Source organism: Thauera sp. (assembly GCF_035444905.1).
GTDB lineage: Bacteria > Pseudomonadota > Gammaproteobacteria > Burkholderiales > Rhodocyclaceae > Thauera.
Genome location: NZ_DAOMPS010000014.1, coordinates 16,672 through 41,972, shown reverse-complemented (window position 1 = coordinate 41,972; position 25,301 = coordinate 16,672). Strand labels below are relative to the sequence as shown.

Genomic DNA, 25,301 nt, shown 5'->3' with positions numbered 1-25,301 from the left:
CCGCGGCCCCTTTGGCGGACCTGCGCTCAGGGCCGCCGGTGCGTGATCCGCGTCAGCATGCACACCGATCTGGCGGTGTCGACGGCGTCCGCCAAGGCCGGCGGCAGCCAGTGCCAAACCGGCGGGCCGGCAAACGCTGCGGCCACGGCATCGACCGATTCATACCAGGCCTCGACGATCGCGTCGTAGTCGTAGCCAGGCGGTCGCTCGCCCGCCACCTCGTTCCAGACCAAGCGCGTCGCAGCCGACCACGGCGCGGCGGGGGCGCCGGCGAGATCACGCGCCTGCAAGCGCTGTCCCGGCCGCGCGCGCAGAAACAGCACCAGACACACGCCGGTCTCGGCGCCGTCGACCAGCACCTGCTCGCGTGCGACCAGGGTGAAGTCGCGCACGTAGGTCGAGAACACCCGCGGCTCGTCGGGCCGCATGATGCGCAGCGTCTCCTCGTCGTTCCAGATGTCGTCGGCAGCCTGGCGGTCGCGCAGCGACAGCAGGTTGACGCCGTCGTAGTCGAGGCTGGCGCCGTTCGGCACACCAGGGCGGTCGAGCACGCGCGAGCACTGGCGCACCGCCTTGACCTTGTCCTGCACGTTGCGGCATTCGCGGCCAAGCGCCGAGTGCTCGCGCCAGGCCAGGGGGAATTCCTCGGGCGCCAGCGCGGGATTACGCCGTGCGAGGTAGATCATCTTCCACTGCATGGTCATGCCGAGGCTCCGGCCGACGCTGCTGCCGATATCCCGGCGGATTCGGCAAATGCGGCCGGTTGCGCGGCGGCCTCGGTGTATTCGCGCTTCATGCGCGCCACCAGCTCCGCCACCGAGGGCACGTCGTGGATGCTGCCGATGCCCTGTCCGGCCGACCACACCTCCTTCCAGGCCTTGGGCTTGCTGTCGAGACTGGCAAAAAGGTCGTCCTTGCCGCCGTCCTGGCTGCCCGCTAGCCCGTCGGGGTCGATCCCCGCCGCGCGCACGCTGTTCTTCAGGTAGTTGGCCCAGATGCCGCTGAACACCGGGGTGTAGACGATGTCTGCCGCGCCGTCGCGCACGATCATGTCCTTGTGGCCGGCGTCGGCCGCAGCCTCGCGGGTGGCGATGAAGCGCGTACCCATGTAGCCCAGGTCGGCACCCATGACCTCGGCCGCGCGCAGCGCGCGCCCGCTGGACAAGGCGCCGGCGAGCACCAGCGGGCCGTCCCAGAACGCGCGCACCTCGGCCACCAGGGCGAAGGGCGACAGCGTGCCGCCGTGGCCGCCCGCCCCGGCGCACACCAGGATCAGTCCGTCGACGCCGCTGGCCGCGGCCTTGCGCGCGTGCTCGACGTTGATGACGTCGTGGAACACCAGCCCGCCGTAGTCGTGCACGCGCTCGACCACCGCATCGGGGCGGCCCACCGAGGTGATCACGAAGGGCACGCGGTGCCTGACCACGCACTCGAGGTCGGCCTCGCGCCGCCGGTTGGATCTGTGCAGGATCAGGTTGGCACCGAAGGGCGCCGCCGGACGATCCGGATGCTCGAGGTCCCACTGCGCAAGTTCGGCCGCGATGCGCGTCAGCCACTGATCGAGCAGCTCGGGCGTGCGCGCGTTGAGCGTCGGGAAGCTGCCCGCGACACCCGCCCTGCACTGCGCCAGCACCAACTCCTGGCCGCTGGCGAGGAACATCGGCGAGCCGATCAGCGGCAGCGCGAGCCGCCCGCGAAACATCTCGGGAATGGGCATCCCCTCACCTCCATGGAAAGGCCGGGCAGCGCGAGCGCCGCCCGGCGCGGCCGGCTCAGCCGCGCGGCATGCCCAGCCCGCGCTCGGCGATGATGTTGAGCTGGATCTCGTTGGTGCCGGCGTAGATGGTGTCGGCGCGCGAGAAAAAGAACACCTGCTGCAGGCGGCGCAGCGCGTCGTCGTCCGAGCGCACATCGCCCGCCACGCCGATCACGTCCATCGCCAGCTGGCCCAGTTCGCGGTGCCAGTTCGACCACGCGTACTTGTAGATCAGCGCCTCGGGCCGGACCTTGGTCGAGCCGGTGTCTTCTTCCAGCATGCGCAGGCCGTTGTAGCGCAGGCCCTGCAGGCCCACCCAGGCGTCGGCGATGCGCTGGCGGATCGCCGGGTCGCGCGCGGCGCCGTTGGCGCGCGCCACGTCGATCACCAGCTGCAGCTCGTGGATGAAGTGCATCTGCTGGCCGAGTGTGGACACGCCGCGCTCGAAGCCGAGCAGCGCCATCGCCACCTTCCAGCCCTCGCCCGGCTTGCCGACGATGCAGTCGGCCTCGGTCACCGCGCCGTCGAAGAACACCGAGTTGAACTCGGCCTCGCCGGTCATCTGGCGGATCGGGTGGATCTCGATGCCCGGCTGGTCGAGCGGCACCAGCAGGAAGGACAGCCCCTCGCGCCCCACCGAGCCCGGCGTGCTGCGCGCGACCACGAAGATCCATTCGGATTCGTGCGCGAGCGAGGTCCACACCTTCTGCCCCTGCAGTCGCCAGCGGCCGTCCTCGTCCTGCCAGCAGCGGGTGGTGATGGCAGCGAGGTCGGAGCCGGCGCCCGGCTCGGAGTAGCCCTGCGCCCAGTACTCACGCCCTTCACGGATGCCCGGCAGGAAGCGCGCCTGCTGTGCGGGGGTGCCGAGCGCGATCAGCGTCGGCGCCATCAGCGTCTCGCCGATGTGGCCGATGCGGCCCGGACCACCGGCGCGCACGTATTCCTCGTGGAAGGCGAGCTGCAGCGCCAGCGGCAGGTCGCGCCCGCCGTGCGCCTTGGGCCAGCCCAGGCCGACCCAGCCGCCGGCGGCCAGTTCCTGTTCCCATTCCTTGCGCAGCGCCGGGAAGGCTTCCTCGTCGCCCGGGCCGCCGCGGTGCTTCAGGCAGGCGAAGCGGCCAACCAGGTGGGTCGCCATCCAGTCGGCGACCTCCTGGCGAAATTGCTGTTCGTTCATGCTCATCGGTCCTTGTCGGTCCTGTCAGGCGGCGTCGAGCAGATGGGCGGCAAGCGCCTCGCGCCAGTCGCGGGTGGGGCCGAACCACTGGCTCGCCCACTGCGCGCGCTTGAAGTGCATCTGCGGATCGTATTCCCAGGTGAAGCCGACTCCGCCGTGGAGCTGGATGGCTTCCTGCGCGCAGTAGCGATAGGCCTCGGTGGCCTGCACGCGCGCGGCGGCGACCTCGGCGGCCAGCGCGGCGTCGTCGAGTCCGTTCCCCTGCGCGCCCTGCGTAACCCGGGCCGCCACGCCGAGCACGGTGGAGCGCGCGGTTTCCATGCGCACCATCATCTCGGCCGCGCGGTGCTTGACCGCCTGGAAGCTCGCCACCGCCTTGCCGAACTGCACGCGCTCCTTGGTGTAATCGACCGCGAGCTGCAGGCACTGCGCCGCACCGCCGACCTGCTCGGCCGCCACCTGCAGCGCCGCCAGCACGCGCGTGCGCGCAAGGCCGGCCAGCACCCGCGTCGGGTCATCGACGCGCGCATCGGCCGTCAGCCGGACTTCATCGAAGCGCCAGCGCGCCTGCGGACGGGTCAGGTCCCACACCTCCAGCGGCGTGCGCGATAGGCCGGCGGCGTCCACCGCCAGCTCGAACAGCGCCACGCCCGGCGCCTCCTCGATGCGAGCCGCCACGTAGGCGTGGGTCAGCAGCCCGTCGTCGAGCACCTGCGCGGCCTCGCCGGCCAGCACCCAGCCCTCGCCGTCGCGACGCGCCTTGACGGTCAACGACGCCGACGCGGCGTCCAGGCCCGGACCGAGGATCAGCGTGGCGGTGCGCTCGCCATAGGCCAGCGCGGCCAGCGCGCGTTGCTGCGCCTCGGCCGTGCCGGCCTGCAGCAGCGCGGTCTGCGCCAGCACCACGTTGGCCAGGAAGGGCGTGCGTGCCAGGCGCCAGCCCATCTCCTCCATCAGCAGCGCGAGCTCGACCGGCCCCAGGCCGAGGCCGTCGAGCTCTTCCGGCACCTGTACCGCCGCCCAGCCGAGTTCGACGATGCGCGACCACAGCTCGGCGTCGGCATCCGCTTCCTTGCGCGCATTGGTATGGGCGGCGAGAAAGTCGGCCGCCGTCTCCTGCAGCGCACGTTGCTCGTCGGAGAGGTTCATCACAGCACCTCGAACAGGCCCGCCGCGCCCATGCCGCCGCCGATGCACATCGACACCACCACGTAGCGCACGCCCCGGCGACGACCCTCGAGCAGCGCGTGGCCGACCATACGCGCGCCCGACATGCCGAAGGGGTGGCCGATGGCGATCGCGCCGCCGTTGACGTTGAGGCGGTCGTTGGGGATGCCGAGCTTGTCGCGGCTGTACAGCACCTGGCAGGCGAAGGCCTCGTTGATCTCCCACAGGCCGATGTCGCTGACCTTGAGGTTGAAGCGCTCGAGCAGCTTGGGGATGGCGAACACCGGGCCGATACCCATCTCCTCCGGCGCGCAGCCGGCCACCGCGATGCCGCGATACACGCCCAGCGGCGCGATGCCACGGCGCTCGGCCTCGTCGCGGCTCATCAGCAGCGCAGCCGAGGCGCCATCCGACAGCTGCGAGGCGTTGCCGGCGGTGACGAATTCGCCCTGCTTCACCCACTGGCCGTCCTTGACCACCGGATTCAGCTTGGCGAGATCCGCCAGCGTGGTCGAGGCGCGGTTGCACTCGTCGCGGGTGGCGATCACGTCTTCAAAGCCGGCGGGCTTGCCTTCCTTGTCGAACACGATCTTGCGCGCCGCCAGCGGCACGATCTCGGCGTCGAACAGGCCGGCGGCCTGAGCGGCGGCAGTGCGCTGCTGGCTCTGCAGCGAGAATTCGTCTTGCGCCGCACGCGAGATGCCGTAGCGCGCCGACACGATCTCGGCCGTCTCCAGCATCGGGATGTAGGCCGCGGGCACGATCGCCTTCACCGCCTCGGACTGCGCGCGGTAGGTGTTCTTGTGCTTAGTCTGGGTCAGCGACAGCGACTCGACGCCGCCGGCCACCGCGATCTTCATCTCGCCGGCCAGGATGTTCTTGGCGGCGACACCAATCGTCATCAGACCCGAGGCGCACATGCGGTCGAGCGCCATGCCCGGCACGGTGTCCGGCAGGCCGCCGGTGTAGGCGCACAGGCGGCCGATGTTGTAGGCCTGGGTGCCCTGCTGCACGGCGGCGCCCATGATCACGTCCTCGACCGCGGCGGGCTCGATGCCGGCACGCTCGACGACGGCGCGCACCACATGGCCGCCCAGCACCGGCGCCTCGGTATCGTTGAAGGAGCCGCGGAAGGACTTGGTGAGCGCGGTACGGGCGGTGGAAACGATGACGGCTTCGGTCATGGCGATGCTCTCTCTCGGGAATTCAATCGTTGAAGGTGTAGCGGCTGATGGTGTCGACCACGCAGCCCGGGCGCTCGCTGCCCTCGATCTCGATGGTCACGCGCACGGTGGATTGCACCGCGTCCTTAACGCGCTCGACCTTGAGGATCTCGCCGCGGCCGCGGATGCGCGCGCCGGCCTTGACCGGCGCCGGAAAGCGCACGCGGTCGCAGCCGACGTTCACGCCCATCTTCAGCTTGTCGGCGCGGATCAGCTGCGGCAGGAACAGGCTGGCGAGCGCCAGCGTCAGGTAGCCGTGCGCGATGCAGGCGCCGAACGGGCCGTCCTTGGCGCGCACAGGGTCGACGTGGATCCACTGGTGGTCGTCGGTGGCATCCGCAAACTGGTTGATGCGGTCCTGGTCGAGCGCGACCCAGTCGGTCGTGCCCAGGTCCTGGCCCTCGGCCGCGACCAGCTGCTCGGCGCTGGAGAAAACCATGGTCATCGCCGCGCCCTCAAGCGTGCTGCGAGCTGACGGAGAGCACTTCGCCCGTCATGTACGAGGCGTAGTCGCTGGCGAGGAAGACCATCACGTTGGCCACTTCCCACACCTCGGCGGCACGGCCGAAGGCCTCGCGGCTGGCGAGTTGGGCGAGCAGCTCCTCGCTCGAGGCCTTCTTCAGGAACTCGTGCAGCGCGATCGACGGCGACACCGCGTTGATGCGCACGCCGTGCTCGGCCGCCTCGACCGCCGAGCAGCGCGTCAGCGCCATCACGCCGGCCTTGGCGGCGGCGTAGTGGGCCTGGCCCTTCTGCGCGCGCCAGCCCAGCACCGAGGCGTTGTTCACAATCGCGCCGCGACCGCGCTTTTCCATGTGCGGGAGCATCGCGCGCGTCATGCGGAAGGTGCCGGTGAGCGTGATGTCGAGCACCCGGCTCCACTCGTCATCCGTCATCTCGGTGACGCGCTTCTCGCCACCCAGGCCGGCGTTGTTGATCAGCACGTCGACGCCGCCGAGCTTGTCCTCGGCCGCGGCGACCAGGGCCTGCACCCCTTCTTCATTGGTGACGTTGCACAGCTGGCCCCAGACGTGCTGCAGCCCGGTGTCGGCCTTGAGCTTGGCGACCGCCTCTTCCAGGCGGCGCGGATGGATGTCGGAGATCATCAGCGCGCGGCAGCCTTCTTCGGCGCACTTGCGCGCGGCGGCAAAGCCGATGCCGGCTCCGGCGGCGGCGGTGATCAGGACGGACTTGCCAGCGAGCAGCTGGTGACCGGGGACATAGGAAGGCGCTTCTCTCACGGCGTGAACCTCGAAGGGTGGATACGCCGTCATTTATAGGGGGGTCGGGCTAGCCCGGCATCGTCAAAACGGACGGGGCCACAGCAGTGGCGGATTCCCGATCGGTAAATCTCTCCCTCCTGATGCGGCTCTCTGAGCCTATGTTTCCCGATCGGGAAATATCGCTGGCGCAAAGCAGAAGCCCAGTCCATAATTTCCCGAACGGGAAATCCGAGGAAAGCCATGACATCCATCCGCTCCCCCCAGCAACTCGGCGACGCCCTGCGTGCCGCCCGCAAGCAACTCGGCCTGACCCAGCCTCAGCTGGCGCTGGCCGCGGGCGTGGGCGTGCGCTTCATCGTCGACCTCGAAGCGGGCAAGCCGACCGTAAGGCTGGAGAACGTCCTGCGGGTGATCGATGCGCTGGGGGGAGAGCTCCAATTGGACGGTTTGCCCGCATTAGAAGCCGATCACGCCACCGAGGGCAGCGGCCATGACGCATGAGCTGGAGGTCTGGCTGTTCTCCGACCACGTCGGCACGCTCGCGCTGGTCGATGGGCGCCTCGGCTTTTGCTACGCCCCCGGCTGGCTGTCGCGGTCAACCGCTGTCGCCCTGTCGCACTCGCTGCCCCTGCGGGCCGAGCCGTTCGACGATCGTGCGACGCGCCCCTTCTTTGCCGGCCTGCTGCCGGAAGGACAGATGCGTCGCCTGATCGCGCGGCAGTTCCAGGTCTCGGGCCAGAACGACTTCGCCCTGCTCGACCACATCGGCGGCGAATGTGCCGGCGCCGTGACCTTCCTGGCACCCGGGCAGAGTCTCCCGGCGCCCGCGCAGGCCGACGACGTTCAATGGCTGAGTGAGGAGGAAGTCGTCGCCGTACTGGACGAGCTGCCTCGTCGCCCGATGCTGGCGGGCAAGGACGGCTTGCGGCTCTCGCTGGCGGGCGCCCAGGACAAGCTGCCGGTGGTCTTCGACGGCACTCGCCTCGGCCTCCCCCTCAACGGTAGCCCGAGCTCGCACATCCTCAAACCGGCCATCCCCGCCGTCGAGGACAGCGTGGTCAACGAAGGATTCTGCATGGCGCTGGCAGAGGCCCTGCAGCTCGAGCCGGCGAAGGCGAGCGTCCATGCCGTATTGCATCGCCCCTTCCTGCTGGTCGAACGCTACGACCGTGTGCTGGATCCACAGGGGCGCCGGCGACGCCTCCACCAGGAAGACTTCTGCCAGGCACTCGGCGTGGTGCCCGAGATGAAGTACCAGAACGAGGGCGGGCCGGATCTGGCGCAATGCTTCGATCTGGTACGCCGTGCGACGCGCCCGAGCGCGCCACAGGTGCTGCGCCTGTTCGATTACGTCATCTTCAACGCGCTCATCGGCAATCACGACGCGCACGCCAAGAACTTCTCCCTGCTCTACTCCGGCAGGGCACCGGTCCTGGCCCCGCTCTACGACGCGCTCTCCACCGCCGTCTATCCGACCTTGACGCCCAAGATGGCGATGAAGATCGGCAGCAAGTACAAGTTCAGCGAAGTCGAGGCCCGGCACTGGGACCAGTTCGCCGAGGGCGCCGGTCTTGCCAAGGCACAGGCGCGGCGGCGCATCCTGGAACTGACGAACTCGCTGCCCCGCGCCGCGCGTGCGCTCCAGTCCGACCGCGCGAATGGTTTTGCCGGGAACGGCGTCGTTGAAAGAATCGTCGCCTTGATCGAACAACGCTGCGCGCTGACGCTCCGCAAGCTGAGCGCACCCGCCTCGCGCGAGGGCGACAGCCCCGCGTCCCCGCAGTAAGCGGACGAACGAAGGCGGGTTACACCCGCCATCCCTGCAACGCCCCCGTCACCTTTGCCTCTGCGCGCTTGTTGCTGTCATCATCCCCGCCAAGCTCAACGCCAGATCATTCCGGGCTCATGACCAAGAAGACGCTGTCCGAACGCGACATCTGCACCCAGTACATCACCCCGGCGATCGCTGCGGCGCAGTGGAACACCGAGCTGCAGGTGCGCGAGGAAGTCCGGCTCACCGACGGCCGCGTCGTTGTGCGCGGGCAGACCGGGAGGCGCGACAAGAACAGCATCCGGCGCGCGGACTACGTCCTCTACTACAAGCCGGGTCTGCCGCTCGCCGTCGTTGAAGCCAAGGACAACAACCACTCGATGCGCGACGGCATCCAGCAGGCGCTGGACTACGCGACGATGCTCGACGTGCCCTTCGCCTTCTCCAGCAACGGTGACGGCTTCGTCTTCCACGACAGGACGCGCACCGATGGCGCCCTCGAAACCGAGATCGCGCTGAGCGACTTCCCGTCTCCCGAGGTGCTGTGGCAGCGCTATCTGGCCTGGAAAGGCATCGGCGCCGATATCGCCCCGGTCTACGCGCAGGACTACCACAACACCGGCAAGCAGCCGCGCTACTACCAGACGACAGCGGTCAACCGCGCCATCGAGGCCATCGCCAAGGGGCAGGACCGCGTCCTGCTCGTCATGGCGACCGGCACCGGCAAGACGTACACCGCCTTCCAGATCATCTGGCGGTTCTGGAAGTCGCACCCCAACAGCCGCATCCTCTTCCTCGCCGACCGCAACATCCTCGTCGACCAGACCAAGAGCAACGACTTCAAGCCCTTCGGCGGCGCGATGACCAAGATCGAGAACCGCTCGATCGACAAGTCCTACGAGATCTACCTCTCGCTCTATCAGGCCGTCACCGGCAGCGAGGAAGAGAAGAACATCTACCGCCAGTTCAGCCCGGATTTCTTCGACCTCGTCGTCATCGACGAATGCCACCGCGGCAGCGCGGCCGAGGACTCCGCCTGGCGCGCGGTGCTCGACTACTTCAGCGGCGCCGTGCATCTCGGGCTCACCGCCACGCCCAAGGAAACCGAAGAGGTCTCCAACATCAGCTACTTCGGCGAGCCGGTCTACACCTACTCGCTCAAGCAGGGCATCGAGGACGGCTTTCTCGCCCCCTACAAGGTCATCCGCGTCGATCTCGACAAGGACCTCGGCTGGCGACCGCAGGCCGGCAAGCTCGATTCCAGGGGCCAGCTCGTCGAGGACCGCATCTACAACCAGGGCGACATGAACCGCACGCTGGTGCTCACCCAGCGCGACGAGGCCGTCGCCCGGCGCATCAGCGAATTCCTCCGCGGCACGGACCGCATGGCCAAGACCGTCGTGTTCTGCGAGGACATCGACCACGCCGCGCGCATGCGCCAGGCGCTGATCAACGCCAACGCCGACCTCGCCAGCCGCAACCCCAAGTACGTGATGCAGATCACCGGCGACAACCTCGAGGGCAAGCTCGAGCTCGACAACTTCATCGACCCCGAAAAGCCGTACCCGGTCATCGCCACCACCAGCCGGCTCATGACCACCGGCGTCGACGCCAAGACCTGCAAGCTCGTCGTGCTCGATCGCACCATCAACTCGATGACCGAGTTCAAGCAGATCATCGGCCGCGGCACCCGCATCGACGAGGAGTACGGCAAGCTCTGGTTCTCCATCCTCGACTTCAAGCGCGCGACCGAACTGTTTGCCGACCCGGCCTTCGATGGCGAGCCGGCGGTCATCTACAACCCGAGTGGCGATGAGCCCGTTGTGCCGCCGGAGGACCCGCCGCCACCGGACCAGGAGACTCGGGGCCAGCCCGGCGAGCTTCCCGAAGCTCCCACGACTGGCGGCGAACGCATCAAGTACGTCATCAAGGACGTGCCGGTCTATGTGGTGAACGAGCGCGTGCAGTACTACGGCACCGACGGCCGCCTCATCACCGAATCGCTGCGCGACTACACCCGCATCCAGATCGGCAAGCGCTTCGCCTCGCTCGACGATTTCCTCAAGACCTGGAACGACGCCGACCGCAAGGCTGCCGTCATCGCCGAACTGGAAAACCAGGGCATCCTCTTCGAGGAGCTTGCCAAGGAGACCGGCAAGGCGCTCGACCCCTTCGACCTCGTCTGCCACATCGCCTTCGGCCGCAAGCCACTCACCCGCCGCGAGCGCGCCGACAACGTCCGCAAGCGCGATTACTTCACCCGCTACGAAGGCACCGCGCGCAAGGTGCTGGAGCTGCTGCTCGACAAGTACGCCGACGCCGGCATCACCGAGGTGGAAAGCATGGAAGTGCTGCAGCTCCAGCCCTTCGATGCGCTCGGCTCCGTCTCCCAGATCATCAAGGCCTTCGGCGGCAAGCCCGCTTACCTCGGCGCCATCCGCGAGCTAGAGCGCGGGCTGTACCAGCAGCCGGCAAACTAACCGGCAGAACAACCGGCAAGAAATCGGGAGTTCAGACGTCAGATCGTGCCGGCATCCCAGTACGGACAAGGCTTCCGGAAGTGACGTAGCCGGCAAGAAAACCGGCAAAATCGCCGGCAAAGGACGCGGACGACCCGCCGCAGCACCTCAAGCAACCAAAGGCACCATGGCAATCAGCACCACCCTCATCAAATCCATCCAGGACATCATGCGGCAAGACGCCGGCGTCGACGGCGACGCCCAACGCCTGTCGCAGCTCAGCTGGCTGCTCTTCCTCAAGATCTTCGACGACCAGGAGACCGAGCTCGAGCTGATGCACGACCGCTACCGCTCGCCCATCCCCGAGCCGCTGCGCTGGCGCAACTGGGCGGCGGACGCCGAAGGCATCACCGGCGACGATCTGCAGGATTTCATCAACACCGAACTCTTCCCCGGCATGAAAGGCCTCGCCGCCGACCCCGCGCGCAACCCGCGCGGCTACGTCGTGCAGTCGGTGTTCGAGGACGCCTACAACTACATGAAGTCCGGCCAGCTGCTGCGCCAGGTCATCAACAAGATCAACGAGATCGACTTCAACGACCAGGCCGAGCGCCACCTCTTCAACGACCTCTACGAAAAGATCCTCAAGGACCTGCAGAGCGCTGGCAACGCGGGCGAGTTCTACACCCCGCGCGCGGTCACCCAGTTCATGGTCGACCAGGTCAATCCCCGACTCGGCGAGCGCATGCTCGACCCCGCCTGCGGCACCGGCGGCTTCCTCGCCTGCACGCTCGAGCACCTGCGCGACCAGATCCGCACGGTCGAGGATCGCCACACCTGGCAACGCGCGGTGTCGGGCGTCGAGAAGAAGCAGCTCCCGCACCTGCTGTGCGTCACCAACATGCTACTGCACGGCATCGAAGTGCCCAGCCAGATCCGCCACGACAACACCCTGTCGCGCCCGCTGCGCGACTACCGCCCGGCCGACCGCGTCGACGTCATCCTCACCAACCCGCCCTTCGGTGGCACCGAGGAACCCGGCATCGAGGCCAACTTCCCCGCCGACATCCGCACCAAGGAAACCGCCGACCTCTTCCTGGTGCTGATCATGCACCTGCTCAAGGACGGCGGCCGCGCGGCGGTGGTGCTGCCCGACGGTACCTTGTTCGGCGAAGGCGTGAAGACCCGCATCAAGGAGCGCCTGCTCACCGAGTGCAACCTGCACACCATCGTGCGCCTGCCCAACGGCGTGTTCGCGCCCTACACCGGCATCAAGACCAACCTGCTGTTCTTCACCAAGGGCCGGCCCACCGAGCACGTCTGGTACTACGAGCACCCCTACCCCGCCGGCTACAAGAGCTACTCCAAGACCAAGCCCATCCGCATCGAGGAATTCGCTGCCGAGAAAGCCTGGTGGGGCACGGAAGAAGATGGCTTCGCCGCCCGCGTCGAGACCGAGTTCGCCTGGAAGGTCAGCATCGACGAGCTGCGCGCGCGCAACTTCAACCTCGACATCAAGAACCCGCACCACCCCGAGGAAGACAGCCACGACCCGCAGGAACTGCTTGCGCAGTACACCGCGCTGCAGGCCCAGATCCAGACCACGCGCGACGAACTCAAGGCCATCCTCGCCGCCGCGCTCGAGGGGCAGGCATGAGCGCAGCGCTGCTGGAGAACTTCGACCTGCTCGCCACCAGCGCGGGCGGTGTCGCCAGGCTGCGCGAACTGATCCTGAGCCTCGCCGTGCGTGGCAGCCTGATGCCGCAGGACCCAAACGACGAGCCGGCGGGCGAGCTGCTGAAGCGGATTCGTGCGGAGAAAGATCGGCTGATCAAGGAAGGGAGGATCAAGCGGAACAAGCCGCTACCCGACATTTTTGAGGATGAAAAACCCTACCAACTCCCCGTGGGTTGGGAGTGGGTGCGCCTTGCCGACCTCGTTACCGTGCTGAATGGACGAGCCTACAAACAGCACGAACTACTCGAAGCTGGCACCCCCGTTCTCCGCGTGGGGAATTTGTTTACGTCATCCCATTGGTACTACTCCGACCTGACACTTGAAGACGACAAATATTGCGAGGAGGGTGATCTGCTGTTCGCCTGGTCTGCCTCGTTCGGCCCCTTCATCTGGTCTGGTCCGAAAGCGATTTACCACTACCACATCTGGAAGCTGAACCTTCACAGTCCGGCAGACCTGAACAAGCAGTATCTCTACACGTTCTTGCATGAGAGAACGCAAGAGCTGAAAGCTGGCGGGCATGGCGTCTCCATGTTGCACATGACGAAGGACAGCATGGAGAAGACGCTCGCGCCTCTCCCCCCACTTGCCGAACAATCCCGCATCGTCGCCAAGGTCGAGGAACTCATGGCCCTGTGCGACCGGCTCGAAGCCGAGCAAGGCCACGCCGCGCGGGTGCAGGGGCACTGGGTCGAGGCCGCGCTCGACCAACTCGCCGAATCCGCCGACGCCGACGAATTCCGCCGCCACTGGCAGCACCTCGCCGCGCATTTCGACACCCTTTTCACCACGCCCGAATCCATCGACCGCCTCGACGCCACCCTGCTCCAGCTCGCCGTGCGCGGCAAACTCGTCCCGCAAGACCCGAACGACGAGCCCGCCAGCGAGCTGCTCAAGAAGATCCGCGCCGAGAAGGACCGACTGATCAAGGAAGGGAGGATCAAGCGCGACAAGCAATTGCTGCCGGTCAGCGACGACGAAAAGCCCTATGAGCTGCCGGAGGGATGGGTGTGGGTCACGATTCCGGAGCTATGCCAGATCGGCGGGGGTTCAACACCCAGCAAGAACATAGGTCGCTACTGGGACGGTTCGATTCCGTGGGTGAGTCCAAAGGACATGAAGGTTGCCCTGATCGCCGATGCGATTGACCACGTGTCGCCTGCTGCGCTAGAGGAAACGCGCCTTCCGCTGGTTCCACCAAACAGCATATTGGTCGTTGTACGCGGGATGATTCTTGCGCACTCGTTTCCTGTTGGCGTTACGCAGACGGAGGTAACCATCAATCAGGACATGAAATCGCTCACGCCCTATGCGGAATCGCTAAGCAGCTATCTCGCTTTGGCAATGCGGGGTTTCAAGTCCGACATCCTGGCATTGGTCGATCGATCAACGCATGGGACGTGCAAACTGGAGTCAGAGAAGCTCTTCTCATATCGCTTTGCGCTTCCCCCGCTCGCCGAACAATCCCGCATCGTCGCCCAGGTCGAAAAGCTGCAGGCAATGACCGCCAGCCTCAAGGCCCGCCTCACCGCAGCCCAGACCAAGCAGGCGCATCTGGCTGAGGCCCTGATCGCCGAAGTGACGACCCCGATCGGCGCTGCGCTGCGCGAGGGCGAGAACAGCGGACCGCAGCAGCCCTTTGACCTGGCAGCCTTCAAAGCACGCATGAAGGCGGAGCACGACTGAGTTTGAACGCTCTCCAGCAGCGGTTCGAGATATCGAAGACTGACCACCGTTCGCGTCCAGATCAGGCGATGAGGCCTTCAGGCTCAAGCACGCGCGGCAGCGTACTCGCGTACCGTCGGCAAGGTACGCGGCAGTGTCTTCGTCGTCGGTCGAGTGACTTCCCAACCGAGGCAGGCCAGCCAGATGGAACGCGGAATGGCTTTGTGCGCGGTGCGGTAGTAGCTCACCATGCGGCGGCTGATGCCGAGCGCCTCGGCCGCCGTGGTCAGCGACAGATCGTTACGGTGCATCCAGTCGCCGAACATTTCATGACTGACTTCACCGGCCTGCTCCTTGGCCCACGCATAGACGTTGTCCTCGCCAAACTCGGTATCGAACCACTCGATGCCGCCGCCCCACTCGGCGATATGCGCACGCGCAAACACCTCGGGTTCGAGGATGGGTGCGAGCGCTGGGACCTCGCGCAGGATTTCGCCCACATCGACCTCCAGCACTTCACCCGTGCTCCAGGTGGTGCGCAGGCGGTAGGGTGCCAGCGCCACAACGGCTGTCAGCTTCGGGAAAAAGTAATCGCTCACGGGTTGTTCCTCCGCCATTCGTCGAACAGGAAATCCCGGTTCGTTTCGATCCAGGCCAGCGCTTCACGTATTTCGCGTTCGGACACCCGGCCCTTGATTACGCCGTCGTCGATATCAACGGTGCACTCCCTGCCGTCACGCAGCTTCACGTGCACATGGGGCGGGGGATGGTCGCTCAGGTACATCAGAACACGTACGTCGTTGAAGCGTTGCAGGATCGGCATGCATCGGAGTGTAGTGCACTGATTGCTCCACTTCAACGCCGCTGCTTCGGTTTGTCATCCGCGGAGAGGCCCAGCCAGGCCCACATCATCCGCTTCGATGAGCAGACTGCCGAATAGGCGATCCGCCCGCGCAGAGCCAGGAAGGTCTCCGCAAAGAATCAGGCAACAGGGCATCAACCATTGCAAGGATTGCGGACGGTCAGGCCATCGAGCACCAGACCGTCCTGCAAGTCCTCGGTGTAAAGCACTTCGGCACCGGCGCTCTGAGCCGCCGCGCAGATCAGCGCGTCGTAAAGCGATAGCCGATACCGCTCCGCGAGATACAGCGCGCGTTCATGGACGGGAAGCGTGAGCGGGAGCACCTCGCAGCAGGCTTTCACTGCGTCGAGCAGTTCGCGGACCTCGGGCCAGGGCAGGTTGAGCTTGCGCAGGCAGACCGACGCGGCCTCGGTCAGTACCTGCACGCTGACCAGGCCACCCTGTGCCAGCAGCGCTTCGGCCATGTTCGCCTTGCGCTCGTCGGCGGACAGCAGGTAGAGCACAACGTTGGTGTCGAGAAATACCCGGCGGGTTGGTTCAGCGCTCGCGGTCGGCATCGTTGGCCTCGAGGCGGTCGAAGCGGAAGTCCGCAGGAAGCCTGCCACGAAGGCGGCGCAGGCGGGCCACCAGTTCCTGTGGCGGCGTCTTGCGCGCGACCTCGAGAGAGCGCTCGCCAGCGACATGCAGCTCGATCTCTTCCCCTTCCTTCAGATCCAGGGCCTGAACCACCGCCGCAGGCAGGCGGACGGCGAGCGAATTGCCCCATTTGGCGACATGCATGGTTGCACCTCAATAAGATATACGCGACAAAACGAGTATATCCAACCTGCTCTGCCGCCAGCTCGGAATAGTCGAGTCCGCCACTTGGGTACACCGTGGTGACAAGCAACCCAACATCAATATAGACAAGCTCTGCACCGATAGTATGATTAAAGTCGCTTTCTCCAGGAGATCATCATGTCCGTCGTACGCAAGACCATCACCTTGACCGACCAGCAGGATCGCTGGATCAAAGCGCAGATCGAGGCGGGGCATTACACCAACGACAGCGAGTACATCCGCGACCTGATTCGTCGCGAGCAGGCGGGCACGGCGCAAACCGAAGCGATCCGTGCTGCTCTGATCGAGGGCGAGAACAGCGGACCCGCACAGCCCTTTGATCTTGAGGCCTTCAAAGCACGCATGAACGCCGAGCATCGCTGAGTTCCAACTCTCGCCAGCCGCGGTTCGAGATCTGGAAGACATCTGGCGCTACACAGCGCGGCGATGGAGCGCTGCGCAGGCAGAGCGATACCTCGATCTCCTCAACGCAGCCTTCGAACAGTTTGCCCGGGAGCCCCTCTCCGCGCCGGCTTGCGAACATATCCGCAAGGGCTACCGGCGCTGGCGGGTAGAACACCACTGGGTCTATTTCTGCATCGATCAGGGGGTGACCGTTGTGATGCGCGTACTGCATGAGCGCATGGACACCGGCCGCCACCTCTGACTGCGATCAATCAAGCCAGCGCCGGCGGCCGGCGGTCTGCCCACGGCGCGGCCTTCTCGAGCTGCGCGGCCAGTGCGATCAGGCGCGCCTCGCCACCATAGGGCGCGGCGAACTGCACGCCGATCGGCAGGCCTTCCGCGCTCCAGTGCAGCGGCACCGACATCGCCGGCAGGCCGGTCATGTTGAACATCGAGGTGAAGGCCGAGGCCAGCACCGCCCGGCGCGCGAAGTTCTCGAAGGGCTGGTCGAGCGAGAGCTCGCCGAGCTTGGGCGGCAGCGCGGCCGTGGTCGGCGACAGGATCAGGTCGTAGCGCGAGAACAGCTCATCGAACACGCGGCCACCCCGATCGAACACCGTGCGCGCGGCAAAGACCTGCTGCGCGGTGTAGGTCTTCGCCTTCTGCATGCTTTGCCAGTCGATCGGCTCGAACTCGTCCTCGCGCGCCTCGCGGCCGATGGCCTTCTCGCGCGCCTGTACGGTGTAGAGCATGCCGCTGGCGGTGACGACGCCCATGCTGCCCGCCATCTCGAGGAAGGGCAGTGCCGACAGGTCGATCGGCTCGACGTGGTGGCCGAGGCTGGTGCACAGCGTGGCCGCCTTGTTGGACGCCTCGATGCACTCCGCGTGCACGCCGGCGCCGAACAGGTTGGCCTGGAACAGGCCGATCCTGAGTCCGCGCGGTGCCTGCTCGAGCGCCGCGAGCAGGTCTGCGGTGGGCGGCAGGGTGCGCGCGCCGGGCTCGGCGCCCTGGCTGAGCTGCATCAGCAGCGCGGTATCGCGCACGCTGCGGCTGATCACGTTGTGCGCGGACAGGCCGAGCCAGCCTTCGAGTGACTTCGGGCCCATCGGGATGAGGCCGCGGCTGGGCTTGAGGCCGAACAGGCCGCAGTGCGAGGCCGGGATGCGGATCGAGCCGCCGCCGTCGCTCGCATGCGCCGCCGGCAGCACGCCCGCGGCCACCGCCGCCGAGGCGCCGCCCGAGGAACCGCCGGAGCTGCGCTCCAGATCCCAGGGGTTGCGGGTGGCGCCGAACAGGCGCGATTCGGTGGAGGCGGTCTGGCCGAACTCGGGCGAGGCGAGCTTGGCGAAGATGTTGAGGCCCGCCGCCTGGTAGCGCTGCACCAGGGTGGAATCGTGGTCGGCGACGGCGTCCTGGAAGAAGGCGCAGCCGTTGGTGGTGACCGTGCCCTTGAGGGCGATGCCGAGGTCCTTGAGCGCGAACGGCACGCCGGACAAGGCCGGGCGCGCCGCGCGCTCAGCCTGCCCGGCCGCGTCGAGCGCGCGAGCAGCCTCGCGAGCGAGATCGAAGTGCGGCACGGTGACCGCGTTGATCGCCGCGTAGGCCTCGGCGCGGGCGATCGCCGCCTCGAGCACCTCGCTCGGCTTGACGTCGCCGCGGCGGATGCGCAGCGCGATCTCGGTCGCGTCCCACTGCTCGTACTCGGGCAGTGGCAGAGCCGCAGGCGTGGCCGCCGCAGCCGTACCCGCAGCACCAGCCGCTTTGGCCCCACTCAGACCCACAGCCGCCGCGCCACCGAGCGCTGCACCCGCCTTCAGGAAATCACGACGCCCCTGCTCCACCGCCTGCTCGCTCATGTCAGGTTCCCCATACCTTCTGCGCAGGCACGGCCTGCTTCATCAGTTCATCGACCATGGCCCCGGCTTCCTGCACCGTCAGCCGCGCGCCCTTGTCCTTCTGCGGACCGGTGCGCCAGCCGTCGCACACCGAGATGCGACCGCCCTGGCTCTCGAACACCTGGCCGGTGACGTGCGAGGACTGTCCGCTGCCCAGCCACACCACCAGCGGGGCCACGTTCTCCGCCGCCCAGGCGTCGAAGCCGCTCTCGGGCGCCTTGACCACGTCGGGCATCGCGCTCTCGGTCATCGAGGTGCGCGCGGCCGGGGCGAGCGCGTTGGCGGTGACGCCGTAGCGCGCCAGCTCGGCAGCCTGCACCAGGGTGAGCGCGGCGATGCCGCCCTTGGCCGCTGCATAGTTGGACTGCCCGACCGAGCCCTGCAGGCCGGCGCCGGAGCTGGTGTTGATGATGCGCGCGGCGATCCTGTTGCCGGCCTTGGCCTGGTCGCGCCAGCGCTTCCCGAGGATGTTGGCGAGGCAGAAGTGGCCCTTCAGGTGCACCCGCATGACCTGGTCCCAGTCGTCCTCGGACAGGCTGATGAACATGCGGTCGCGCAGGATGCCGGCGTTGTTGACGACGACGTGCACCTCGCCGAAGGCCGCCACGGCGGCGTCGACGATCTGCTGCGCGGTGTCGATGCGGGTGATGTCGTCGGCGTTGGCGATCGCCTTGCCGCCTGCCGCGGTGATCTCGGCCACGACGGCGTCGGCGGCTTCCTTGCGGATGTCGTTGACCACCACGTTGGCGCCCTCGGCCGCGAAGGCCAGCGCATAGGCGCGGCCCAGGCCGCCGCCGGCGCCGGTGATGATGACGGTGCGTCCTTCACAAATACCCATGTCGATCCCTTCTCTTACAAGCGTTCAATGATGGTCACGTTGGCCTGGCCGCCACCTTCGCACATGGTCTGCAGGCCATAACGGCCGCCACTGCGCTCGAGCTCGTGCAGCAGCGCGGTCATCAGGCGGGCGCCGGTGGCGCCGAGCGGGTGGCCCAGGGCGATGGCGCCGCCGTTGGGGTTCATGCGCGCGGGGTCGTAGTCGAGTTCCTTCTGCCAGGCCATGACCACCGAGGCGAAGGCCTCGTTGATCTCGACCACGTCGATGTCGCTCATGCGCATGCCGGCCTTCTTGAGCGCGGCGCGGGTGGCGGGGATCGGCGCGGTGAGGTGCCAGATCGGGTCGTCGCCCATCACCGACAGGTGGTGGATGCGCGCGCGCGGGGTCAGGTTGTAGCGCTTGAGCGCGGCCTCGGACACCACCAGCAGCGCAGCGGAGGCGTCGCAGGTCTGGCTCGACACCGCGGCGGTGATCGACGGGTACTCGGGGCCGACCGGTTCCAACTCGGCCATCTTCTCGAGCGTGGACACGCGCGGCGTCTCGTCCCTCGTCACGCCCTCCAGGCCGACGATTTCGCGCTCGAAACGACCCTCGGCGATCGCTGCCAGCGCGCGGCGGTGGCTCTCGAGCGCATAGACCTCCATGTCGCGGCGGCTGCACTGCCAGTGGTCGGCGATGCGCTGCGCGGAATAGAACTGGTTCACCGGCTGGTCGCCGAAGCGCGCCTTCCAGCCCTTGCTGCCCGAGAACGGGTCGGGAAAGCCGAGCGGCTGCCCGGCGAGCATGGCCGACGAGATCGGGATCTGCGTCATGGTCTGCACGCCGCCGACCGCCACCACGTCCTGGGTGCCGCTCATCACCGCCTGGGCGGCGAAGTGCACCGCCTGCTGCGAGGAGCCGCACTGACGGTCCACCGTGGTGCCGGGCACGTTCAGCGGCAGGCCGGCGGCCAGCCACGCGGTGCGCGCGATGTCGCCCGCCTGCGAGCCGATGGTGTCGACGCAGCCGAAGATCACGTCGTCGTACTCGTCGGCGGGAATGGCGTTGCGCTCGACCAGCGCCTTGAGGACATGCGCACCGAGGTCGATCGCATGCACGTGGGACAGACCGCCCTTGCGCTTGCCGGTGGGGCTGCGCAGGGCATCGACAATGTAGGCTTGATTGGAAGCTTCCCGCATCTTCATTCCTCGAAAGTGTGGCCGGGACCGAGGACGGCGCCCTCGACCAGGATCGCATCGGCGACCCGCGCCTTGTGGAAGCCGCGGTCGCCCCAGGACGCATCGAGCGCCCAGGCGCGCTTCATGAACATCTGCAGATCGACTTCCCAGGTGTAGCCCATCGCGCCGTGCACCTGGATGCCATGGCGCGCGGCCAGCCAGGCGGCTTCGCCGCAGGCGAGCTTGGCGTGCGAGACACGCGCATCGGCACCGGCCTCGCCGTGCGCGAGCGCGTAGGCGGCGCGGTACAGCACCGGCTTGGCGAATTCGATCTTCGTCGCGACGTCGGCGAGGTGGTGCTTGACCGCCTGGAAGCTGCCGATCGGCTTGCCGAACTGCTTGCGCTGGGCGACGTAGTCGACCGACAGGTCCAGCATGCGCTGCGCCAGGCCGAGCAGCTGGCCGGCGGCCGACAGCACGCCGCGGTTGAGCGTCTGCGCCCACAGCGCGCGCCCGCTCTCGCCGTCGGCGATCAGGGTGGCGGCGGCCGGCGTCCAGCGCACGCGCGCCAGGCGGCGCGACAGGTCGATGCTGGGGTTGGCCTCGACCTCGACCTGCTCGCGCGGCACGGCATGCACCGCGTCGCCGTCGGCGAGCAGCAGCAGGTTGGCCGGGTTGGCGTCGGCCACCAGCGGGTTGACCGGATGGCCGACCGCGATGCGGATGCTGCCCTCGGCAATGCGGGCGAGCCATTCCTCGCGCGACGCGGTGCCGGCAGGCAGCGCGGTGACGAGGCCGGCGGCGACGTAGGCGGCATCGGCGAGCGAATCCGGCAGGGCGTAGTAGCCGAGCTCCTGCGTCATCAGCGCCCAGGCGACGTCGTCCATGCCCAGGCCGCCGCAGTCCTCGGGCACCGACAGCGCGGTCAGGCCCTGCTCGGCGATGTTCTTGCGCAGCTCGGGCGAGCGCCCGGTGTCGGTGTCCCAGATCTCGCGCAGCCGCTCGGGGGCGGCCTCGGTCATCAGGAAGCGGCTCACCGCCTCGCGGAAGGTGAGCTGGTCGTCGGTGAAGGTGAAGTCCATGGCGGCCCCTTCCTTATTTCGGCAGGCCGAGCATGCGCTCGGCGATGATGTTGCGCTGGATCTCGTTGGTGCCGGCGTAGATCGGCCCGGCCTGGGCGAACAGGAAGCCGTCCAGCCAGCGCGCTGCGTCGACTGCGGCCGGCGCGTCGCCGGTGAGCTCGCCGAGCGGGCCGAGGATGCGCATCGCGGTCTCGTGCATCTTCAGGTCGAGCTCGGACCAGTAGATCTTGTTGGTGCTGGCCTCGGCGCCGATGCGGGCGCCCTTCGCCAGGCGGCCGACGGTGTGGTAGGCCGACAGCGCGTAGGCCTCGGTGCCGGTCCAGGCCTCGATGACCGCGTCGCGGATGCTCGGGTCGCGGTCGGCGACCTCGCGGTTCGCCTTGTAGAGCTCGACCAGCCTGCGCGCGGTGTACTGGAAGCGCGCCGGCGAGCGCAGCAGCAGGCCGCGCTCGAAGCCGGCCGTGGCCATCGCCACGTGCCAGCCCTGGCCCTCGTCACCGATGCGGTTGTCGACCGGCACCTTGACGTCGTCGAAGAAGATCTCGGCGAAGGCTTGCTTGCCGTTGAGCGCCTGGATCGGGCGGATGGTCACGCCCGGCGCGTCCAGCGGCACCGCGAGGTAGGACAGGCCGTGGTGGCGGCTCGAGCCCGGGTCGCTGCGGAACAGGCCGAACAGCCAGTCGGCGAAGCTCGCCCGCGTCGACCAGGTCTTCTGGCCATTGACCACGTAGTGCGTGCCGTCGGCCGACAGGATGGCCTTGCTGGTGATCGCCGCCATGTCGGAACCGGCGTTGGGCTCGGACCAGCCCTGCGCCCACATGTCCTCGCTCGAGGACATGCGCGGCAGGAAGCGCGCCTTCTGTTCCTCGGTGCCGAATTCGATCAGCGTCGGGCCGAGCAGCAGCTGGCCGTTCTGGTTCACCCGCATCGGGGCACCGGCGCCGTAGTACTCCTCCTCGAAGATCAGCCATTCGATGAGGTCGCAGCCACGTCCGCCGAGGGCTTCGGGCCAGATCACCATCGACAGGCGCGCATCGAACAGCTTGCGCTCCCATTCGCGGTGCTGCTCGAAGCCCTCGCGGGTGTCGTAGCTGGCCAGGGGCTCGCGCGGCAGGTTGGCCGCGAGCCAGGCGCGCACTTCCTCGCGGAAGGCTTTCTGGCGGGGGGTGTAGGCGAGATCCATGGTGTCCTCAGAACTTGGCTTCGCGTTTCTCGATAAAGGCGCGGCGGGTTTCCGCCGAGTCGGGGCTGGTGTAGGCCTGCAGCGTGAAGCCCTGCTCCCAGCGGTACTTGTCTTCCAGGTTGCCGTCCTCGATGCCGTTCAGCGCCTCCTTGGCGATGCGGATCATGGCCGGGCTCTTCTCGGCGATCTTGCGGGCAATCTCGAGCGCCGCGCCGCGCAGCTCGGCCTTGGTCACGATGCGCTCGATGAAGCCGTAGCGCTCGGCCTCGCGCGCGCCGATCTTCTCGCCGGTGAAGAACAGGTAGCGCACCTTCTGCACCGGGAACAGGCGCTGCAGGTGGGCGCCGCCACCCATCGCGCCGCGATCGACCTCGGGGAGCGCGAAGGTGGCGCAGTCGGAAGCGATCACGATGTCGGCCGCGCCGGTGATGCCGATGCCACCGCCGAGCACGAAGCCGTGCACCGCGACGACGACCGGTACCGGGTTGCGGTGCACCGCCTTGAAGGTGGCGTAGTTGCCGCCGTTGACCGCGACGATGCGCTCGGGGTGAGCGTCGAGCTCCTTGATGTCCACGCCCGCGCAGAAACCGCGCCCTTCGGCACGGATCACGATCACGCGCACCTCGGGGTCGTGGCCGAGTTCGTCGATGCGGTGCGCCAGCGCGTACCACTCGCTGCTGTCGAGCGCATTGACCGGCGGTTTGTTGATGACGAGTTCGGCAATGCCGCCGTCGATCGTTGTCTGGAAGGCCTGGCTCACGTTATCGGGCTCCGTTGGGTCTCTTGTCGGGTCTGGGGTTGCGGTGGGGCTCGGGCTGCTCGCTCAGGCGACGGCCGCGGTCTCTTTGCAGGGTTCGGTGCCGCGCGCGTCGTCGAGGCGGGCGTACAGCGCGGCGAGGCAGGTTTCGGCCTCGGCTGCGATGCCGTGGATGACGTCCTCGCAGCTCTCGAGCTTGCCGATCGCCGCCGCCACCTGGCCGCTGGGCAGGATGCCTTCGTCGGGGAAGCCGTCCACCATCGAGCGCTGCAGCAGCACCGGCTGGTTGGCCGACATCACCGTCTGCGACACGGCGCCCGGGTCTTCCTTCAGCGCCTGGCGGAACACTCCGAGCATGTGGCCGAGGCTCATGCCGGTCTGCTGCTTCCAGTGCCAGGCGCTCTTGAGCGCGATCAGCAGCCGGCCCATCGGGCTGGCGCCCTCGAGCTTGTTGATGAAGGGGTTCTCGATCATGCGGTGGCGCATGCCATCGACCGCGAGCGTGACCCGCACCTTCTGCGGGTCGTCGACCTTGACGTAACGGTCGAGCGTGGCCGGCGGCGTCGGCGAGTCGGTGGTCATCAGGAAGCGCGTGCCCATGGCGATGCCCGCCGCACCAGCGGCCAGCGCCGCGGCCAGGCCGCGCCCGGTGGAGTAGCCACCGGCGGCGATCACCGGCACCTTCACCGCCGCCAGCACCTGCGGCAGCAGGATGGTGGTGGGCACGCCGCCGGTGTGGCCGCCGCCCTCGCCGCCCTGGATGGTGATCATGTCGGCGCCGAGCTCGACCGCCTTCACCGCGTGCTTCAGCGCACCCACGGTGGGGATGCACAGCACGCCGGCTTCCTTGAAGCGGGCGATGGTCTTCTTGTCCGGCCCGCGGCCGTAGCTCACCGCGCGCAGCTTGTACTGGATCGCCAGGTCGACGCACTGCGCGGCGTTCTCCTGGAACATGTGGAAGTTGAGGCCGAAGTTGCTGCCACCGGTGGCGGCGATGACCTTCTGGATCTCGCCCTCGATCTTGTCGGCGTCGATGGTGGCGCCGGCCAGGAAGCCGAAGCCGCCGGCCTTGGTGGTGGCGATCACCAGGTTCGCATCCGCCACCCAGCCCATTGCGGTCTGGATGATGGGGTAGCGGCAACCGAGGCGCTCGGTGAGCGGCGTGCGCAGCAGCGCGGAGAAATCGGGATTCATGGCGGAGTGACTCATGCCTTGCGCTCGCCGGCGGCCTGCTTGTTGGCGCTGGCCATGGCTTTCGCGTCATAGCCGCCGAGCTTGTCGCCCGACAGCAGTTCGTTGTGGGTGTGGGCGAAGTGATGCCAGGCGAACACCGCATCCATCGCGGTGCGCTTGCCCTGCAGGTCCTCGACGTGGTTGATCGCCTGCTTGGTCAGCGCCAGGCCCATGCGCGGCTGCTTGGCGATGCGCGCGGCGAGCGCGTAGGTCTCGGCCTCGAGCTGTTCGCGCGCCACCACCCGGTTGACCATGCCCATCTGGTACGCGCGCTCGGCCCCCATGCGGTCGCCGGTCATGAGGAATTCCTTGGCGATGCGCGGGTTGAGCTCGTAGGGGTGGGCGAAGTACTCCACGCCGGGGATGCCCATGCGCACGACCGGGTCCTGGAAGAAGGCGTCGTCGCTGGCGACGATCAGGTCGCACACCCAGGCCAGCATCAGCCCGCCGGCGACGCAGGCGCCCTGCACCATGGCGATGGTCGGCTTGGGCAGGTCGCGCCAGCGCCGGCACATGTTCAGGTAGACCTCCTGCTCGCGCACGTAGAGGTACTCGCCGCCGGGTTTGTTGGTGTGGTCCCACCACAGGTGCACGCGGTCGAAGGGCTTGTTGATGTCGCGCCCCGGCGTACCGATGTCGTGGCCGGCGGAAAAGTGCTTGCCATCGCCGCGCAGCACGATGACCTTGACCGCGTCGTCATCCACCGCACGGCGGAAGGCGGCGTCCAGCGCATAGGTCATCTGCGAGTTCTGCGCGTTGTTGAACTCGGTACGGCTCATCGTCACCGTGGCGATGCCGTCGGCCACGGCGTAGTGCACCGGGCTGTCGGTCTCGTACACCGCGTTGTCGGGGCGGGTGACGAAGTTCTGGTCGGGGGCGCTCATCTCTGCTT

At 67.6% G+C, this 25,301-nt stretch carries 26 protein-coding genes; 7 read left to right on the top strand and 19 right to left on the bottom strand.

Translation table 11 applies throughout. From position 1 onward, the window contains the following. Positions 1-26: 26 nt before the first annotated feature. Genes PLC66_RS08695 through PLC66_RS08665 form a run of 7 tightly spaced genes read right to left on the bottom strand, consistent with a single transcriptional unit; the run spans position 27 to position 6,561 of the window. Complete coding sequence (locus tag PLC66_RS08695) at positions 27-704, bottom strand: EthD domain-containing protein (RefSeq protein WP_324539409.1); 678 nt, start codon at positions 702-704, stop codon at positions 27-29. Beyond that, positions 701-1,717, bottom strand: coding sequence for an NAD(P)H-dependent flavin oxidoreductase (locus tag PLC66_RS08690; protein WP_324539407.1), 1,017 nt, complete (start codon positions 1,715-1,717; stop codon positions 701-703). The genes PLC66_RS08695 and PLC66_RS08690 overlap by 4 nt, the downstream gene beginning before the upstream one ends. Before the next feature lie 55 nt (positions 1,718-1,772). Next, on the bottom strand, positions 1,773-2,930 hold the full coding sequence (locus tag PLC66_RS08685) for an acyl-CoA dehydrogenase family protein (RefSeq protein ID WP_324539405.1): 1,158 nt from the start codon (positions 2,928-2,930) through the stop codon (positions 1,773-1,775). Positions 2,931-2,954: 24 nt separating this feature from the next. Beyond that, complete coding sequence (locus tag PLC66_RS08680; protein ID WP_324539403.1) at positions 2,955-4,079, bottom strand: acyl-CoA dehydrogenase family protein; 1,125 nt, start codon at positions 4,077-4,079, stop codon at positions 2,955-2,957. Continuing rightward, positions 4,079-5,281, bottom strand: a complete 1,203-nt coding sequence (locus PLC66_RS08675) for an acetyl-CoA C-acyltransferase (RefSeq protein ID WP_324539401.1) — start codon at positions 5,279-5,281, stop codon at positions 4,079-4,081. Before PLC66_RS08675 ends, PLC66_RS08680 begins: the two co-directional genes overlap by 1 nt. 22 nt (positions 5,282-5,303) lie before the next feature. Further along, a complete protein-coding gene (locus PLC66_RS08670) occupies positions 5,304-5,759 on the bottom strand; it encodes a MaoC family dehydratase (RefSeq protein ID WP_324539399.1) in 456 nt (151 codons plus the stop codon). A gap of 16 nt (positions 5,760-5,775) precedes the next feature. Continuing rightward, positions 5,776-6,561: an SDR family oxidoreductase gene (locus PLC66_RS08665; protein ID WP_324539397.1), complete on the bottom strand. Its 786-nt coding sequence runs from the start codon at positions 6,559-6,561 to the stop codon at positions 5,776-5,778. 222 nt (positions 6,562-6,783) lie between these two features. Between PLC66_RS08665 and PLC66_RS08660 the strand changes: the two genes are divergently transcribed. From PLC66_RS08660 to PLC66_RS08640, 5 genes are all read left to right on the top strand, one after another. After that, on the top strand, positions 6,784-7,044 hold the full coding sequence (locus PLC66_RS08660; protein WP_324539395.1) for a helix-turn-helix transcriptional regulator: 261 nt from the start codon (positions 6,784-6,786) through the stop codon (positions 7,042-7,044). Then, entirely contained in the window at positions 7,034-8,329 is a 1,296-nt protein-coding gene (locus PLC66_RS08655) for a type II toxin-antitoxin system HipA family toxin (RefSeq protein WP_324539393.1), read from the top strand. Before PLC66_RS08660 ends, PLC66_RS08655 begins: the two co-directional genes overlap by 11 nt. Positions 8,330-8,448: 119 nt before the next feature. Further along, the gene (gene hsdR, locus PLC66_RS08650) at positions 8,449-10,794 is read left to right on the top strand and encodes an EcoAI/FtnUII family type I restriction enzme subunit R (protein ID WP_324539391.1); all 2,346 of its coding nucleotides are present in this window, start codon (positions 8,449-8,451) and stop codon (positions 10,792-10,794) included. A gap of 166 nt (positions 10,795-10,960) precedes the next feature. Further along, positions 10,961-12,430, top strand: coding sequence for a type I restriction-modification system subunit M (locus PLC66_RS08645; RefSeq protein WP_324539389.1), 1,470 nt, complete (start codon positions 10,961-10,963; stop codon positions 12,428-12,430). After that, positions 12,427-14,196 carry a restriction endonuclease subunit S gene (locus PLC66_RS08640; protein ID WP_324539388.1) on the top strand — a complete coding sequence of 590 codons (1,770 nt, stop codon included), beginning with the start codon at positions 12,427-12,429 and terminating at the stop codon, positions 14,194-14,196. Before PLC66_RS08645 ends, PLC66_RS08640 begins: the two co-directional genes overlap by 4 nt. An 83-nt stretch (positions 14,197-14,279) precedes the next feature. Here PLC66_RS08640 and PLC66_RS08635 read toward each other — a convergent pair whose 3' ends face one another. From PLC66_RS08635 to PLC66_RS08620, 4 genes are all read right to left on the bottom strand, one after another. Beyond that, positions 14,280-14,774, bottom strand: coding sequence for a DUF2442 domain-containing protein (locus PLC66_RS08635; RefSeq protein ID WP_324539386.1), 495 nt, complete (start codon positions 14,772-14,774; stop codon positions 14,280-14,282). Then, positions 14,771-14,998: a DUF4160 domain-containing protein gene (locus PLC66_RS08630; RefSeq protein WP_324539384.1), complete on the bottom strand. Its 228-nt coding sequence runs from the start codon at positions 14,996-14,998 to the stop codon at positions 14,771-14,773. Before PLC66_RS08630 ends, PLC66_RS08635 begins: the two co-directional genes overlap by 4 nt. Positions 14,999-15,171: 173 nt before the next feature. Further along, the gene (locus tag PLC66_RS08625; RefSeq protein ID WP_324539382.1) at positions 15,172-15,594 is read right to left on the bottom strand and encodes a PIN domain-containing protein; all 423 of its coding nucleotides are present in this window, start codon (positions 15,592-15,594) and stop codon (positions 15,172-15,174) included. Next, positions 15,575-15,817: an AbrB/MazE/SpoVT family DNA-binding domain-containing protein gene (locus PLC66_RS08620; RefSeq protein ID WP_324539380.1), complete on the bottom strand. Its 243-nt coding sequence runs from the start codon at positions 15,815-15,817 to the stop codon at positions 15,575-15,577. The genes PLC66_RS08625 and PLC66_RS08620 overlap by 20 nt, the downstream gene beginning before the upstream one ends. A gap of 177 nt (positions 15,818-15,994) precedes the next feature. On the opposite strand from PLC66_RS08620, the gene PLC66_RS08615 reads away from it, so the two are divergent. After that, on the top strand, positions 15,995-16,240 hold the full coding sequence (locus PLC66_RS08615; protein WP_324539378.1) for a type II toxin-antitoxin system ParD family antitoxin: 246 nt from the start codon (positions 15,995-15,997) through the stop codon (positions 16,238-16,240). Beyond that, entirely contained in the window at positions 16,233-16,523 is a 291-nt protein-coding gene (locus PLC66_RS08610; protein ID WP_324539487.1) for a type II toxin-antitoxin system RelE/ParE family toxin, read from the top strand. Before PLC66_RS08615 ends, PLC66_RS08610 begins: the two co-directional genes overlap by 8 nt. 10 nt (positions 16,524-16,533) lie before the next feature. Here the strand turns inward: PLC66_RS08610 and PLC66_RS08605 are convergent, their stop codons facing one another. The 8 genes from PLC66_RS08605 to PLC66_RS08570 form a co-directional block, all read right to left on the bottom strand. Then, positions 16,534-18,120, bottom strand: a complete 1,587-nt coding sequence (locus PLC66_RS08605) for an amidase (protein WP_324539377.1) — start codon at positions 18,118-18,120, stop codon at positions 16,534-16,536. A gap of 1 nt (position 18,121) precedes the next feature. Beyond that, entirely contained in the window at positions 18,122-18,997 is an 876-nt protein-coding gene (locus PLC66_RS08600) for an SDR family oxidoreductase (RefSeq protein ID WP_324539375.1), read from the bottom strand. A 14-nt stretch (positions 18,998-19,011) separates the two neighbouring features. Continuing rightward, positions 19,012-20,175, bottom strand: coding sequence for an acetyl-CoA C-acetyltransferase (locus PLC66_RS08595; RefSeq protein ID WP_324539373.1), 1,164 nt, complete (start codon positions 20,173-20,175; stop codon positions 19,012-19,014). 2 nt (positions 20,176-20,177) lie between these two features. After that, the gene (locus tag PLC66_RS08590) at positions 20,178-21,236 is read right to left on the bottom strand and encodes an acyl-CoA dehydrogenase family protein (RefSeq protein WP_324539371.1); all 1,059 of its coding nucleotides are present in this window, start codon (positions 21,234-21,236) and stop codon (positions 20,178-20,180) included. A 13-nt stretch (positions 21,237-21,249) separates the two neighbouring features. Then, positions 21,250-22,419: an acyl-CoA dehydrogenase family protein gene (locus tag PLC66_RS08585; protein ID WP_324539369.1), complete on the bottom strand. Its 1,170-nt coding sequence runs from the start codon at positions 22,417-22,419 to the stop codon at positions 21,250-21,252. A 7-nt stretch (positions 22,420-22,426) separates the two neighbouring features. Next, positions 22,427-23,179, bottom strand: a complete 753-nt coding sequence (locus PLC66_RS08580; protein ID WP_324539367.1) for an enoyl-CoA hydratase family protein — start codon at positions 23,177-23,179, stop codon at positions 22,427-22,429. A 63-nt stretch (positions 23,180-23,242) separates the two neighbouring features. Continuing rightward, complete coding sequence (locus tag PLC66_RS08575; RefSeq protein WP_324539365.1) at positions 23,243-24,385, bottom strand: NAD(P)H-dependent flavin oxidoreductase; 1,143 nt, start codon at positions 24,383-24,385, stop codon at positions 23,243-23,245. After that, positions 24,382-25,293: an enoyl-CoA hydratase gene (locus tag PLC66_RS08570; RefSeq protein WP_324539363.1), complete on the bottom strand. Its 912-nt coding sequence runs from the start codon at positions 25,291-25,293 to the stop codon at positions 24,382-24,384. Before PLC66_RS08570 ends, PLC66_RS08575 begins: the two co-directional genes overlap by 4 nt. Positions 25,294-25,301: the final 8 nt, after the last annotated feature.